This is a genomic window from Bacillus sp. FSL L8-0099, from assembly GCF_038006385.1.
In the GTDB taxonomy this organism is placed as follows: Bacteria; Bacillota; Bacilli; order Bacillales; family Bacillaceae_G; genus Bacillus_A; species Bacillus_A toyonensis.
On sequence record NZ_JBBOVC010000003.1, the window covers coordinates 121,927 to 138,000 of the forward strand.

Annotated in this window: 13 protein-coding genes and 2 pseudogenes; 2 read left to right on the forward strand and 13 right to left on the reverse strand. The window is 36.6% G+C overall.

All coding sequences use genetic code 11. From position 1 onward, the window contains the following. Window positions 1–3 precede the first annotated feature (3 nt). From MHH42_RS32510 to MHH42_RS29880, 4 genes and pseudogenes are all read right to left on the reverse strand, one after another. Window positions 4–213, reverse strand: a pseudogene (locus MHH42_RS32510) (hypothetical protein); the annotation flags it as partial. 222 nt (window positions 214–435) lie between these two features. Continuing rightward, a complete protein-coding gene (locus tag MHH42_RS29870; RefSeq protein WP_340895212.1) occupies window positions 436–2,520 on the reverse strand; it encodes a serine hydrolase domain-containing protein in 2,085 nt (694 codons plus the stop codon). 94 nt (window positions 2,521–2,614) lie between these two features. Then, the gene (locus MHH42_RS29875; protein ID WP_097872991.1) at window positions 2,615–3,784 is read right to left on the reverse strand and encodes a serine hydrolase domain-containing protein; all 1,170 of its coding nucleotides are present in this window, start codon (window positions 3,782–3,784) and stop codon (window positions 2,615–2,617) included. Between the two features lie 909 nt (window positions 3,785–4,693). Next, window positions 4,694–5,863, reverse strand: coding sequence for a serine hydrolase domain-containing protein (locus tag MHH42_RS29880; protein WP_070173486.1), 1,170 nt, complete (start codon window positions 5,861–5,863; stop codon window positions 4,694–4,696). Window positions 5,864–6,666: 803 nt separating this feature from the next. Here MHH42_RS29880 and MHH42_RS29885 point away from each other — a divergent pair. Beyond that, window positions 6,667–6,942 carry a hypothetical protein gene (locus MHH42_RS29885; RefSeq protein ID WP_001087717.1) on the forward strand — a complete coding sequence of 92 codons (276 nt, stop codon included), beginning with the start codon at window positions 6,667–6,669 and terminating at the stop codon, window positions 6,940–6,942. 70 nt (window positions 6,943–7,012) lie between these two features. Here MHH42_RS29885 and MHH42_RS29890 read toward each other — a convergent pair whose 3' ends face one another. From MHH42_RS29890 to MHH42_RS29910, 5 genes are all read right to left on the reverse strand, one after another. Next, complete coding sequence (locus tag MHH42_RS29890) at window positions 7,013–7,243, reverse strand: YuzF family protein (protein ID WP_340895215.1); 231 nt, start codon at window positions 7,241–7,243, stop codon at window positions 7,013–7,015. A 223-nt stretch (window positions 7,244–7,466) separates the two neighbouring features. Continuing rightward, window positions 7,467–7,700, reverse strand: a complete 234-nt coding sequence (locus tag MHH42_RS29895) for a hypothetical protein (protein ID WP_000340029.1) — start codon at window positions 7,698–7,700, stop codon at window positions 7,467–7,469. Window positions 7,701–7,976: 276 nt separating this feature from the next. Further along, window positions 7,977–8,123: a BC1881 family protein gene (locus MHH42_RS29900; protein ID WP_070173488.1), complete on the reverse strand. Its 147-nt coding sequence runs from the start codon at window positions 8,121–8,123 to the stop codon at window positions 7,977–7,979. Between the two features lie 547 nt (window positions 8,124–8,670). Then, the gene (locus tag MHH42_RS29905) at window positions 8,671–9,132 is read right to left on the reverse strand and encodes a CarD family transcriptional regulator (protein ID WP_000486300.1); all 462 of its coding nucleotides are present in this window, start codon (window positions 9,130–9,132) and stop codon (window positions 8,671–8,673) included. A 216-nt stretch (window positions 9,133–9,348) separates the two neighbouring features. Next, window positions 9,349–10,257: an acyl-ACP desaturase gene (locus MHH42_RS29910; RefSeq protein ID WP_016090800.1), complete on the reverse strand. Its 909-nt coding sequence runs from the start codon at window positions 10,255–10,257 to the stop codon at window positions 9,349–9,351. A 448-nt stretch (window positions 10,258–10,705) separates the two neighbouring features. Here MHH42_RS29910 and MHH42_RS29915 point away from each other — a divergent pair, with 448 nt between their 5' ends. Continuing rightward, complete coding sequence (locus MHH42_RS29915) at window positions 10,706–11,014, forward strand: hypothetical protein (protein ID WP_000446158.1); 309 nt, start codon at window positions 10,706–10,708, stop codon at window positions 11,012–11,014. 282 nt (window positions 11,015–11,296) lie between these two features. Here the strand turns inward: MHH42_RS29915 and MHH42_RS29920 are convergent. The 4 genes and pseudogenes from MHH42_RS29920 to MHH42_RS29935 all read right to left on the reverse strand — a co-directional run. After that, window positions 11,297–11,419, reverse strand: a pseudogene (locus MHH42_RS29920) (recombinase family protein); the annotation flags it as partial. Window positions 11,420–11,728: 309 nt separating this feature from the next. Then, window positions 11,729–12,817 (reverse strand): GerAB/ArcD/ProY family transporter, encoded by a 1,089-nt coding sequence (locus MHH42_RS29925; RefSeq protein WP_033659354.1) that lies wholly within the window; start codon window positions 12,815–12,817, stop codon window positions 11,729–11,731. A 27-nt stretch (window positions 12,818–12,844) separates the two neighbouring features. Further along, a complete protein-coding gene (locus MHH42_RS29930; protein ID WP_340895219.1) occupies window positions 12,845–14,032 on the reverse strand; it encodes a Ger(x)C family spore germination protein in 1,188 nt (395 codons plus the stop codon). Continuing rightward, entirely contained in the window at window positions 14,029–15,624 is a 1,596-nt protein-coding gene (locus MHH42_RS29935; protein WP_098835639.1) for a spore germination protein, read from the reverse strand. Before MHH42_RS29935 ends, MHH42_RS29930 begins: the two co-directional genes overlap by 4 nt. Window positions 15,625–16,074: the final 450 nt, after the last annotated feature.

Genomic DNA, 16,074 nt, shown 5'->3' on the forward strand with positions numbered 1-16,074 from the left:
TTGCTACAAGTTAGCACAAAATTTCGTTCTGGGAGTATTTACTTTTCTTAGCTTGATAGAGATGTGGTAGGGCCCTATATTTGACTCTTGTTCTACACCTAGATATGCTAGAGTTCGTTCTAACATAAGTGCAACCTGTTGACGTGTGAGTGTGCCATATGGTGTAAACTTAGTAGCTGAAACACCTCGGATAATTCCTGTATCGTATAGGGCTTGTACATCATAATACCGGCTGCGAACGTATTTACATCAAGAAGATTGATGGAGCAAATGATGATTGCCCTGAATTGGTATGATAGCTGTTTTTACAGAGTTTGAGCGTGATATTATTCGTTGAAATTCTCTTCGTAGAGATAATACGTAAATACAAACAAAACCAGCAAAACACCTTTTCTGTGTCGCACTGGTTTTGTTGAAATTTATCTTGAATTGTAGCTATTTTGCCGTGATTGCAAATTCTGAGTTCGGTGCCCCAGCAAATACAACCGTTCCGTTCTTCGGCAATTTCACTTTGTTATTGCCGCTCACAACGGTAAAATTAACACATACTCCCTTCTCATCATACACCACAAACGAACCCTTCGATGGCAACGTCACAGTCATCATTTTCCCGGCTGCCGCTTGCGGGATTGTAAACCATTTAGCATGCCCATTTGCTTGCAGCGTAACTTTGGATGATTGGCCAGCATCAAGTGGTTTTACGTTGCTTCCACTTACGTATAACAACCCGGCCATTTCCATATATTCATTGCCGCCTTCTGTATAGAAATGCGTTTCCGTCGTATCACGGCCATTCATTACGGGGATTTGGAGCTGATGCGTCGCGGTGTTCGGACCTGTAATTTTTCTGCCCTCCCAATAACCTGCCAGGCCTTCCTTACGAGTAATTTGTGTTGTAATAAGTTTCGGTTGTACGAGATATTCAATAGAACTAAATTTCTCATTCACGAGATAGAACTTGACACCTTCCCGCTTCGCCCATGCGGCAGCGGTTTTCTTTGATAGCACATTGTCTTCTAGTTTCTCGGCTAAATAGTGAGTCATCGCACTTTGCCCTAAGTCTGGTGTCGATTTATATGTGCTCTCCCTCAAATAAGTTCTTCCATTCTTCTCGGTGACAAAGTTGAGCTTAGAAGTACCCTTCTCATTAATAAAGCTTCCATCCGCAGTATATACATATTTTTCTTCTCGATTAGATGGTAAGAACAGTTCTCCATTCTTCGTAATTTCAATTTTGAAATGAGTTTCGCTGTTGCCATAAAAGCCCGCTTTCTTTACCACGTCTTGAGGCATCTTGACCTTGACCGGCTTGCCAAAAGATTTGTTCGGCTTGATGTTCTTAATTGTACCCTTCTCTTTAAGCACGGCGAGCAGCAATTCTGTTGCCAGCAGTTGATTTGTAGAGCTTCGTCCACCGGATGACAACACAGCCACTGCCATTTTCTGTTCTGGAAGCACGACCAGTATAGCATGTTGAAGTGCCGTGTCGCCGCCCTTAGCCAAGCCTTTTATCCCATATTCACTGAATGGGTATAGTTTCACACTATCCCAGCCAAGACCATAGTTAAAAATATTATCTCCATCCCCCGGCCACATTCCTTTTTTATATTCCTCTTTCTCCATCGCCTTGACTACCTTATCAGAGAGGATCCCTTTTCCCTGTCCCATAAATAATTGTGAGAATCGTACCATATCTTCTGCTGTGGAAGAGACCCCTCCCGTACCAATCACATTCACTGATTCAATTGGAAGCTGTCCTTGGTACGCCGGAAAATAAAGTCCAGCCCGCTTTTCGTCTCTCCATTTGTCCTGTGGCGTTTTTGTATGATTCATCTTTAAAGGTTCCGTAAACCGTTGATGTAGAAATTCGGTAAAGCTCATACCGCTGACTCTTTCCACCAAAATTTCGGCCAGCGTAAAGCCATCGTTGCAGTATACCGAGAACGCGCCAGGGTCTGCTTTCAGGCTCTGGTTGGACAATTGCTGCAACAAGAAATCATGGGAATAGGTATCATTATCGTTAAATAAAAATGCATTACTTAACGTGGAACCTTGCAAGCCGGAGGAGTGATTCAACAACATACGCGGGGTAATGCGTTTGTACCGCCCATCTTTCATCTTAAAATCAGGAACATAGTTGACCACAGGAGCATCCAAATCGACTTTTCCTTCGTCGACCAATTTCATTACAGCCGCTGTTGCATACATTTTACTGACTGAACCAATCCCGTATAGAGTATCTTTGGTTAGTGGCTGTTCCCCTTCCATATCGTTCTTTCCAGCCTGCCCCGACAAAGTAAGCTTGCCATTATCAATTAGCGCATACTGCACACTAGTCGTCCCATGGGACTTCGTGAGTAGCGCAGCCTTCTCTGCTGCAATTTTCTTCAGCTCTTGGCTAGCTACTTCTGCGTTAGATACAACTGTAGTCTTACTGTCAGAAAATGCTTTCGCCCCTGTTGGTAGAATCATAGTTAGCGCTAATGTAGCGGCTAATACACCAGTTAGTTTATTTTTCATGAGGGAATTGCCTCCTTAGATAAGTAATCAATTTCATCATTTATTTGTTTAACTATAAAAGCTATGACAAAATTTATCCGTTTTTCCTTTTTTACTACTTGCTAAATTCAGCAAGTAAAATATTTTTAAAAGGATCAGGACTATCAGCTTTAAGGTTGTTCAAATTGACGGCCAATGTATGCTTGCCTCCAAGTGTACCTCCAGCAAAGGTACTAAATCCTGGAATGCCACCTGAGTGTCCCCATATTGAGACACCGTTTGGAAGCTTAGTTTCATAGATTCCAAGACCATATCCGCCGGTTTCAGCAATTCCTGTAGGAACTGTAGTAAGCATTTGTTTTAGTTGCTGTTCCTTTAGTAATTTGCCACCGAGCAAGGAAGAGAAGAATTTGTTTAAGTCGTCAGCAGTAGAAATCATATCTCCAGCCGAGCTACCTATACTTGGGTTATAATAAGTAACGTCTTTTAGCTCACTTGCTCCGTCTGGTTGTAAATATCCACGGGCATGCTTGGTGCCTGGAATAACGCTTGAATTGCCAGGTAGGAATGTATTCGACAATTCAAGCGGTTCAATAATCCGATTTTCAATCTCTTCCGCATAGCTGTTTCCGGTTACTTTTTCAATAAGGATGCCCAGTAATACGTATCCTGTGTTTGAGTAGGACCAGCCCTTTCCTGGGGCAAATTCTGGGGGCATCGAAAGTCCAATCTTCACTAGTTCTTCAGCGGTAAACGATTTTTTTGTATTCGTAAAAAAATCAATTTCTTTTGACCTTGCGTATTCAACGATACCACTTGTATGATTCAATATCTGCCGGATAGTAATCTGGTTACCATCATATCCGTTTCCTTGAATGACGCCAGGCAACCATTTTTCGATGGAGTCGTCTAGATTCAGGCGGTTCTCTCCAGCTAATTGAAGTACAACCGTTGCGGTGAACGTCTTTGTCACGCTGGCAATGCGAAAACGAAAATCTGTTTTCATTGGTTTTTTGGTGCTCAGATCCGCTACCCCAGCGGCATAACCCCACGTTTTTCCACCCTCAGAAGTTTTAGCAAGTATCCCTGGATATCCAAGTTTCAATGTATCCCACATTGCCTCTTTGACGGAATTTCGATGTCTTTGGTTGCTTGTTTGTAACGAACTAGGTACATTTTGAATGGACTCCGCTTTTACACTTGAGGTTGGAGTTGTATAAAACAGGGAACCTCCAGCTACTAAAAGGGCAAGACTTGCACATGTAATTTGACTACGTGTTTTCATCAGGTATTCCTCTCCTCTATTCATATTGTATAGATGGTTTCTTGCTATTTCGTATTAACCACACAGCTATCATCTCCACCAAAGAAAAAAAGGCAACATTGAATTCGTAATCATCTTCATAATTATTATTTTTACAAACGCCATTCTGTCCTGGGTAAATTCCTCTTTTTCCACATATATGTTAACCACATAAATTACTTCTTTTCCTTGAAACAGTCTTGTTACTGGTCTGCTTTTCATATATAAGTCATATCTGTTCGCCTTTCACGCCTCTTTATATTTTTATCATACACAATGAAAATTTCTTTTTTCTTACCCATTTCTTACAAATTACTTACTTTCAAAATCGCTTTTATAATAGGATAGAAGGAGCATCTGTACCGGAAAGTTCAGTAAATATATTAATCAAAAAGAAACACAGAGGTTTTTTATTTCTGTGTTTCTTTTTTCCATCCTTTTAAATATTAAGAATCGATTTACCCTTAACAGGATGAATTTTGGCTCTTTTCTAATGTAATTTTTCTTCTTGCAATACAACACAAATGACATTGTGCAGCATGGAACACTCCTAACGTTGTTAAAATCACTTGTTTTTAAGTCAAAATTTATTTAACTTAGGGCGGATACTCCATATCCATCAGCTTAAGAAAAATAAACACCCTCAAAACGAAAAAATAAGCTACCTTCTCAAAGTAACTACCTGTAGAAAAAGAAAATGTTTATTTAGGAGATATATTAAAACCTTAGCTTGATAGTAATGTGGTGCTACCCCACATCCATCAACTTAAGGAGAATAAACGCCACCAAAACAAAAAAAGCCCCAAAGTTTTCTTGAAAATAAGTTGGGGCTTTTGAACCAGAAAAGTACATTTTCAACTATGAAAACTACGATAAATTTTTCCTTTTTTCCTACTTGCTAAATTCAGCAAGTAAAATATTTTTAAAAGGATTAGGACTGCCAGTTCTACCCAAACTATTCCAATTGACGACCAACGTATGATTGCCTCCAAGTGTACCTCCAACTAGAGTTGTAAACCCTAGAATGCCACCTGAGTGTCCCCATATCGAGACACCGCTTGGAAGCTTAGTTTCATAGATTCCAAGACCATATCCATCGATTCCTTCTTTTCCTGTAGGAACTGTAGTAAGCATTTGTTTTAGTTGCTGTTCCTTCAGTAATTTGCCACCGAGCAAGTAAGAGAAGAATTTGTTTAAGTCGTCAGCAGTAGAAATCATATCTCCAGCAGAGCTACCTGCACTTGGGTTATAATAAGTAACGTCTTTTAGCTCACTTGCTCCGTCTAGTTGGACATATCCACGGGCATGGTTAGTGCCTGGAATAACACTTGAATTGCCTGGTAGGAATGTATTCGACAATTCAAGTGGTTCAATAATCCGATTTTCAATCTCTTCCGCATAGCTGTTTCTGGTTACTTTTTCAATAAGAATGCCCAGTAATACGTATCCTGTGTTTGAATAAGACCAGCCCTTTCCTGGGGCAAAGTCTGGAGGCAGAGAAACCCCCATCTTCACTAACTCTTCAGCCGTATACGATTTTTTTGTATCCGTAAAATCAGCGTCTTTTGACCTTGAGTATTCAGCGATACCACTTGTATGGTTCAATATGTGCCGGATAGTAATCTTGTTACCATCATATCCATTTCCTTGAATGACACCAGGCAACCATTTTTCGATGGAGTCGTCTAGCTTCAGGCGATTCTCTCCAACTAATTGAAGTACAACTGTTGCGGTGAACGTCTTCGTCACACTCCCAATGCGAAAGCGAAAATCTGTTTTCATTGGTTTCTTGGTTCTCAGATCCGCTATTCCAGCGGCATACCCCCACGTTTTTCCACCCTCAGAAGTTTTAGCAAGTATCCCCGGGTATCCAAGTTGCAATGTATCCCGCATTGCTTGCTTGACGGAAGTATGATCTCGTTGAGTATTTGTTTGTAACGAACTAGATACACTTTGAGTGGGCTCTGCTTTTACAATTGAGGCTGGCGTTGTATATAACAGGGAACTTCCAGCTATTAAAAGGGCAAGACTTGCACATGTAATTTGACTACGTATTTTCATAAGGCATTCCTCTCCTCTATTCATATTGTATAAGTGTTTGCTTACTGTTCCTTACTTCCTGACAAGACTTAGGGAAAGGCCCTCACTCTTAAAGATTAAAGCCCCAGTACAAAGATATCTATCAATACCAAAAATTTGAGCCATTTAAATCTCCATCCCTTCTATAACAAAATTATTCAAAGGTATGAAAGCATATTATGTACCCTTAGTTATTGTTAGGATTAACACAACATGAGACATAACCCCAATCCATATTTTACTTTATTTATCCATAATATGTATTGAGAAAGAATGTGAATTCAAATCCTTTCCGTACCCCAACTATTAATCGTCTTTTTCACCTATTATAATTAGTTATTTAGAATTTCATAATAGGCCTCACCATACATGCCCATAAACTTAAGAGATTTTAATACTCTTAAGTACTAAAAAACATTATTCTTTCTAAACAAGCTAGATTAGAAAAGATGGCGTTTTCTTATGAATCTCTCGATTCAAGATGAACTACAACCTCTAAACCCTTTAAACGAAACTTCTTTACAACTTTATTATCACTTTGTTCTTCTTTACAATACATTTAATCTATTAAGATTTAAAAAATTATACAACAAAAGAGTGACTCGGTTTAGAATCACTCTTTTCAGCTACCTCTTAACTTCATACCATTTACAAGTGAGTTCTTCACCAAACTCACTTGTGAAAATCCCTTTGACCGATGAATGTTGCAAGTAAGAACGGCCTATTCAATATTTTCTATTCAAATATGATAGAATGAAAATATATCCAAAACGGAGGGAAAACAAATGAACTCAAACACAAAACAGTTTATTTATGATATCCAGCAAAGAAAAAACAATTATATAGAAAATGTATTAATAGCAATACAACATCCTGAAAAAGAGCATTCTGAACAGGTCATTCAAAATATAGTAGAGAAGATGGATATGATGATTAGTCTAGTTACTACGTACATGAGGATTGAATCAGGATCTACGGAAGAATTAAAAGAACTTCAGAAAGAAATTATCCATGCTCAAGCATATATCCAAAAAAGAAAATTTGAAGAAACACAGAGATAAAATCCTGTGTTTTTATTTGGACGTCTTTGAAACCAATTTGTTATAAATCAAATTAGATGTAATTTAGTCATTATTTTGGCATAATCCATAAAATTTGTTGAATTCGTACAATATACGGTACCGTATCTTCAATGAGCAAATGATCTGGTTTATCATCTTTTAACTTTCCTCTTACATTACCTCTTACAGTTTCAATAACCACATATTTACCAATTACTGATTGTAATGTCTGATATACGTAGGGATTAGTTGTACTTACCATATGTTGTTCACTCAAGTCATTTCCTTCCGAATAACTCATTCTATAAGACTCCTTTCTAATTTGCATTCTTTCTCCTAATATATGATATAAATAGAAGGATACTTCATTATAGGAACGGAAATAACATTTTAATAAGATACGGTTTCTATTTCTAAATTGCTAAAAATTATTTATATAAAGTTACTTTTACTAGTTAATAGGTGATGATAAAGTGATATTTTGAATGTACATCTAGGTTGTTCCTTTTAGGATATGTATGATTTTAAATACGGCCTTTATTAGAATAGTGCTCATACTTTTTTTGAGATTCTTTCGTAATACGTGCATTAAGTAAAATTGCTAATAATAAAAACACTCCATATTTTCCTCCTGTAGCTCCTATGATAATCACACTACTACAAACAAGTATAATTAATAGGATAAACGAAACCGAATAAATACGTTCATAATTCTTTGATATCTTTTCGTATTTTATGCGTTCTTTCCTTGCATCCATCTAAATTCCTCCTTTACATTATCCATTTCACTATCAAATAAATCTCGCCCTAAAAAAGGAAACAATATATCGTTATATAAATTAGTTTGTTTTTTTATCGACTAATTTATATAACGTAAAAAGAAATCCTACCAATATTAAGCTTTCCACCATGATAATCCCGACCCTCTCCTTCCTTTTAACCCCAACACATCAAATAAAAGTTGCAGCAAACAAAAAGGATCCTCCCTTCTCTTAAAGGCTGATCCTTTTCTTCTTGCATACAACTATTTTTAGCTATTCTTGATTAATTAGAATAACAGCTGGTCCATCTACACGAATTCCACCAACTTCGATTTTTTCATAAGGCTCAACTGTAATAGAAATAATCCCTTCTTGCTTCTTTAATTCATTACTTAATTCTTTTGTTGACATTTTTTTCATGTGTGCACTCCTTCTTACTGCTTAATTTACTTTTTGTATGTAAATAAAATTTAAAATGGTTTCCTGGTCTGGAAACCATTTTTTTGTAGTTGACCATATGGTGTTACCAGTCTGTTTATCAATTTTACGTAAAGAAGATAAACAATTACTATTCACTGTCTCAGTAGATGTAAGCAACTCTTAAAGATAGCGGTGAGATTGATTGTTTTTTCTTCTAGAAATAATGACTTAGATAGTATATTACCTAAAACAATGAAAGCCCTACCTCTCTTTCATCCTTACGGCTCCTTGTCCGTGCCAGTGTGAATCAGGATTGCAAAAATCAAGTGACTATTTAATCGAGTTATTTAATGAAACTTCGAACGTTCGTAAAAGAAATTTAAAAATAAAAATGGATTAGATTGAAGTGATAACAAAAGAGGTTCCTACTCTAAAAGTGAGTTGAAGAAGTTGAATGTCTTTGAAATAATTTACTTTTAATAACCATCATATACCCAGAAAATTCAGGATATTCCTGGGGGATGTCATACATTATTTATAATCAATCTTAACAGAAACTTTTTATTTGTTTTTCAGTGATTCCTTTAATTAATTCTAGCTCACTGACCAAAAATTTATATGCATCATCCAACAATTTTTTTTCGCTTGTATTCAGTGCTTTTTCCTTCTTCATACGGATTAAATCACGTATAACTTCAGCACCTTCTTGTATTTCACCCGTTTTTATTTTATCCGTGTTTACTTTATGCCTTTGTTTCCACGGCAGTAATTCATCTGATTCTCCATGCTGAAAAATTTGTATAATGTGCGTTAATGCAAGTATATCAATAACTGGGCGTATATTCGAACTCAATATTTTACCCGTAGGAATCATGACTTGCATATTACTAATTGACATTTTTATTACATAATACAATTGCTTTTTCCCTGAGAACTCTTTTTCTTCTATGGCTTCAATTATACCTGCTCCGTGCATTGGATAAACAATGTTATCGCCAATTTGAAACATATAATCCACCTCCATATGTGGTAACCTTCTCAAGCTTAACACATATGTTATTTTTTATCAAATATTTTATAATATCATAAAATCTTTTTTACCGTCAATAACTTTTTTAACGAAAATTAAATTAAGTAAAAAACACCCCCAAAACAATAGGGATTGTGTCAGATTTCCCATAAAGGTAAGGGAATTTCCCCGCTTATATTCTGAAATCCATACTCATTAACGTAGATCAGTTTTCCCTTGAAACCGGCCAAATCGATCCCGTATTTTTTTCAATCTTATATGGTACTCCAAAATCTCAATTCTTGCTTTTTCTGCTAGAGGGGCAATTGGTCGTAAGTCTTTTAACCCCCAATACTCAACCACTACATCAAGTACTTGATCAAAATATTGTAGTGGTCCATAGTTTGCTTCTTTTGCAATCACAGCCATTCTATTTTCAAAATCAGGCATGACGGCACCTGGCATTTTAAAATTCTTAATCACATTGGCAATATGGTAGCAATAATTAGGTTCTAATTCCAAATGTGTTCGAATTACGTCTCGATAAAACGCATAATGAAGAGTCTCATCTTTGGCGAGACGGCGTAATAATGTAGCAAGATCTGGATCATGCTTACTTGCAACCTTAGCTACATTATTGTAAAACACCATCGTTGCAAGTTCTTGTAGCGTCGTATACGTCATGGCTTCGATAGGTGTATGAAAATCAGGCTCAAATCCACCCTCAACGACTGATTTTCTTAATTCATGTATTCGTTTAGGATTCACACTTCGAGTGAGTAGCAAATATGTCTCCAATAGATTCGAATGTTGATCCTCTTCTGAGGTCCAAGTATGAATAAAGTCCGTAATAACAGAAAGGGAGCCTTTAAAAGTCGCAGATAAATACGTTGTAAACCATGGTAAATTCACTTCTGTTAATAAAGCTGTTTCAATGGCTGTAATTACACCAGATGGAAGAGTAACTTGACTTTCATCCCAAGGAACTCTTTTAAAGTCCATTCCCTTATCCCATGGTAAAAACTCATGATAACCCCAGTCTATCTTCTGTGCTCTTATTTTATGTTGTTCATACAGTTCTTTTAAACGTGGTTCTAATCGGAAATCTAAATCATTTGTTAGCATATAAGTGCCCCCTTTTCTTATCATATAAATAGTCATTCTATATTTACTCTTAAAATTTTCTACAAATAAATATTACGTTCCTTTTTTAAAGTCAAACATAATAAATTTGTAACAAAATTCTTTAAGAGCGCTATTTTTTTATATAATTTTTTCATATAAAAAGGGATACTGAGGATAACATTCATGGATGAAGATACTCGTCATGTTTTAAATCTTGGTGAGTGTAAAAAGGTGCAAGCCTATAAAGAATCGTTTTATAATAAAGATTGATAGTATTTTATACACACTATCAACTTATTTAGATGTAAAATCCATTTAGCGCTTGAAAAACAAATACAGTTGATGAGATAGCCTTAAACGACAATTCCCAACAAGATTAATATACATCGGCTAAGTTAGACCGAATTTTGTGAAACAGTATATCACACAAAGGAAAGAGGCGATAAACATGGAGTCAACGGAAGCGCATATGAAGGAAAAACAACGCAGAGAAAAAATAGAAATAATATTCAGCCATATGGTAAAAGGAGAAGGTTATTTTCACGGTTCTTCTTATAAATGGAAAAACATTGTATATCAAAATTATAATAGAATACAACAAAAAGAGTTGGAAATCGAACAAATTATTTCAGAAATGGAAAAAGAAGGGGTCAGTTTTGCGCAGCATCGTTCACTCATACACTATCCCGTCATTGATTTTGTAAAATATATAGCTAAGATTTATAAGGAGCCCCTCAAATACAATAATCATATTTAAAATAAACCTTTATAAAAGGTTTATTTTAAGAGAATTTTAACTATACCAAAAAAATATAATATTCTTTTTATTCGCAATCCTATTTATTTTTGTTATAATATCAACTATAACGTATTATATTCGTTTGTATATCTTCATATTTTGGGAATTTTATTGCACAAAAAGACAACTCTTAATTGGAGTTGTCTTTTATTTTTTTCGATATACATAATACTATTCTGATGCAAAAAATCAAAGATTCTTACAAGTATAGAAAAAGTAGGATTTTTCATAGTAGAGATGCTACTTTATTTCCTTATATTCCTTCATTATTTTATAAAACGTGTTTTTCTTTAGCTCCAACATTTGCATAAACATGATAGCTGTTGTTTCTCCACTTTTCCATTTCGAATAAGTTTCTTCTATATAGGGTTACGGCTACATGCCCATCAACTTAAGAGTTCAGAATTAACCCCAAAACGAAAAAATGAGCTTTTTTGTTACAAGTTAGCACAAAATTTCGTTCTGGGGGTACTATAAAATTTTACAATAACGAACGTTTTCAAGAAAGATTAAACGACTTAAGCTCATCGGAATACAGGGTTCAAGCCGCTATTATTTCCACTGTCTACTTGACAGGGAGCTGTTTAAGATTAATTCAAATGGGTTCTTTTCTTTTGGAATGAACTTGAGTTTTTATAAAACAATTTAATTAAAACTCAATAACATTTGGATTTATGCATATTTTCTTCGGATTTTGCCAACCACCAATAACAATAAGGGAATCCCTAGCTCATAGACGGGAAATGCAATTGGAATTACGAAAAATATGTAGTAATAATGGGTAAATGTCTGAATATTTTTAACCGATACAGCTAAGATAAACGAAATTGGAGCAAGAACCCAAGCTACTTTTCGCCAATCCTTCAAATGAAACATTTGTGCTGTTCCATAACAAGCTAGAAACATGTATAACGCCAGTTTAACAAAAATACTAAAAAACCAAATAATAACAATCAAAATATCCACATTTTGAATGAACTCCATGACGGATATGTACCGGCTCAAATCGTAAACCGGATACAAAAAGCTTGAAGGCAAATTCGGACCAAATGTTAAAATGACCGCTAATGTTCCAATCGTTACCATGAAAACGGCCAGTCCTACTCCCCACATCGCCCGTGATGACGCTTGTTCTGGTTTATCCATAAAGAAAACGAACATTGTCATCATGACAGCCTCTCCAAAAAATGCGGCTACAGGGGTATAGGAGCCTTTAAGGATAGGAAGCCATCCAGAATCGTGATAAATAGGGCGCATATAATCCCAATTCATATTGCCAACATTTAAAAGGATTACAAACGTTATCATTAAAAGTACCATTGGCCCTATAATTTCACTTAGGCGCCCAATACCTTCCACTCCACCTTGGTAAATGATAAAAATGAGCAATAACATCGCAGTAAAGACAATAACCCACAAAGGTGTATTATGAAACAAAGCGATAATAATGAACTCACCAAATTCACGGACGGTTATCCAAATTATCATGTACCATCCAAAGAAGTACGGAATCAGCAGTAGCTTCCCTAACCATTTACCAAGAATGGTTTGACTAAATTCAATCAAAGTTTGCTTTGGATAAAGGGAACCAAGTGTGGTTGCCAAAAAAGTAAGAGCAATCCCTACACCCCCTGCAATCAAGAGCGAGATCCATGCATCTTGTTTGGCAGTGCGAATCGTCGCTGGAATAACTAGAAGGAGTGATTGTCCCACTTCAAATGTGAACATCATCCAAAAGATTTGTCTGCCAGAGATTTTCATCGAATTTCTCACACTCTATATTCCTCCTTATTTTTTTATTTCATTTTTCTTCAACTGCAACGATGGTCCAGTCAGTCCTACTCGCCGAATAGTAAGCTTTGTATGAACAGAAACCCGCACTTTTCGAAACTGTTTACTCCAATTCTTTTTTAGCCCTTTCCATTCAGATGGATATTTTTGATGAATGGTTTCACCCAATCCAAAGATATCGGTTCCATATTGTTTTTGAACCTTTTTAATAGTTTGGAGAGCTTGTTTTTCGGATTGTTTTTCCAATACATGTTCTAAAAGAGTAAGATTTTTTGGCTGCGAAAGATCTAAATTCGTATTATTCTCCTGAATCGTTCCTTCACCTGAAAAAACAATGTCACACTTAATTGTGTCCCCTTGAATAGTAGGTATGATTTTTCTTTTGATTTTTGTCATATATAAACTCGCATTACCATTCCCTTTAGAGGCAGTTGCTGTAATCGTCTGTTTACTTAAACGATTCACTACCCAAAGAGTGGTTAACCATTCCTGCATATTTAAGTATCCTACCAATTTAAAATCGTTATTAAATATTGCACCCCCTACAATTTGAAACCCTTTGACCTCGGTTTTACCTTTTTTATTAGACGTATTTAGCTTAATAGCAGGCAAAATTGGGGTGATTCCATCACTCGTACCAACAATAAGAAAATTTAATAAAGACGTATCTCCCAATGCCTCTATTTGCATATGCTCTTTAAGTGCCCCAAGTGCTGGGATAGCCTCTAAAGGGATGGATGCCTTCAGAAACTCTTTTGCAGTATTCCCCTTTATTACAAACGCACCTGCTCGTAATCGAATATCCGGATCGCGGCTATATGCATCTAAAACTGGCGTGAGACCATTTTTAGCCATTTTTTCTCCAATCAATATTACACGCTGGTGCCCTCGAAAGATTTCTCTCGACATTTTTGTTTGCATCATTTGTACAGCTTCATGTGTATCCCTTCCAGTTCCGGATTCTATAAAAACCGCTTTTCCTGCATTACTTCTTCCGCTCTGTCCCATTCCCATTTTTGATGGGATGATAAACTGAGCGCTAATTTCAACCTTATTATTCTTCGCTTGATCAAGTCCCCATCCTAATTCAATTGCCAGATCATTTAACTCCGTACGATCCCAGCAGCCCGTCAAGAAAAATAAAGAAATGACCAATATCATACAAAATGCCTTGTACAGGCTCATTCTGGTTCCCCTCCCCGTTTCGCACCTGGCTTTTGTCCATCTGGAAAACGGACTTTTTCTTCACCAGATACCATTATAGGACGGTGCGTCATGTTCCAACGAGGTGTTCGGAGTAAAACATCCTTTAAATCACTCGGAGTCTGAGGCGCAACCGGACTTAAATACGGAATGCCAAAAGAACGAATGTTAGTTACATGAATCAAAATCGCAAGAGTGCTTATTGCAATACCATATAGCCCAAGCATCCCCGCCAATAACAGCATCGGAAAGCGTAACATCCGGTAAGCGGTTCCTAAGTTGTAGCGCGGGAACGCAAACGACGCAATACCGGTTGTCGCAACAACAATGACCAAAGGTGCCGAAACAATACCTGCTTGCACCGCAGCTTGTCCGATAACAAGTGCTCCCACAATGCTAACTGCTGATCCAATAGGTTTTGGTAACCGAACGCCCGCTTCCCTCAAACCTTCAAATATAAATTCCATCATTAGCGCTTCTATGACAGCCGGGAAAGGAACGCCTTCTCTCGCAGCTGCAATACTAATAAGCAAATTTGTTGGGATTAATTTCGGATGAAAGGTTGTAATAGCGACATAGAGAGAAGGAAGAAATAATGAAATGTTGATTAATACTAAACGTATCCATCGAATAAAGGTTGTGTAAATCGAGCGTTCATAATAATCCTCCGCTGCTTGCAGACCTGTCCAGAATGTCATAGGAACGATTAAAACGAAGGGGGTGTTATCCACTAAAATAGCGACTTTCCCTTCTAAAAGACTTGCACACACCGCATCTGGACGCTCGGTGTTCTGAATTTGCGGAAAGGGAGAAAAAGGTTGATCCTCGATAAACTCTTCAATGAAAGCGGACTCCAGTACCCCATCAATTTGAATTCGCTGTATCCTTTGTCGAACTTCTTCCAAAATGGAATCTGGAGCAATGCCCTCAATGTAGGTAATCACCACATCTGTCTGTGATAATTCCCCAATCGAATAGGGTTCCATTTTTAGTTTTTGGCTCCGAATTCTTCGGCGAATAAGGCTCGTATTGACTCTTAACGTTTCTGTAAAACCGTCCCGAGGACCGCGAACAGAGATTTCGGCAGCAGGTTCTTCAATACTACGTTTTTCAAACCCTTTTAAATCCGCAATCAGGGCTTGACTCTCTCCATCTGTTAAAATGACAATATTAGCTTTCAATACTCCCTCTATAACCTCACGAAGTTTAGAAACCGTCTTTACTTGAGAAACAGCAATAAGCTGATTTTGGATGATTTCTCCTACTGAATCCAAACCCTTTAATCCATCAGGCATACCTTCGAACATCATTGGTTTCAAAACAACCTGTTCCACAATCTTAGTGTCCGTTAATCCGTCTATATAAATAAAAAGAATTTTAGTTTGACCATTTATTATAATTGGACGAAAAACAATATCGGAACAATTTTCAAAAACTTGTTTCAAAACTTCTTCATTCGCAGATACACTCTGTTTAAGTTCACAATCTTGATCATTTTGGAGCAGCATATTTGCACTCTCAAGTTTCTGAATATCTTTTTTAAAACGCTTTATCATACGAAGTTTCTTCATCATACTACCCCATTTATCGAACGGTTTATGTTTTTTATAAAAAGTAGATTTTCTATATTTGGACCTTAAAGTTAATGAGTCCTTGATAGCAAATTTTTATATACCTTCCCACCTAATGGTTTTGAATAAATAACGATTTTCGGAAGTTAAAATCATTCGTCTGCAAAATGCCAAGAAGAAAATACACCATCGATATCTTTCTTAAAATTTCCATACACAAGAGAATTATTCAATTACTTATTTAAGTTAGTTAATCGACAAATTGGGAGGCGCATTTACATAGCTAAGTAATCACTACCTTTTGTATTGATCTATTAAAAGGAAACAGCCGTATTTCTCAAACGAGAAGGTACGGCTGTTATGTTTTCGAGAGTAAACACCTTTATAATGAGGATTCATAAATATTATATTAAGGGGTAACGCCCCACATCCATCAACTTAAGGTATATTTTT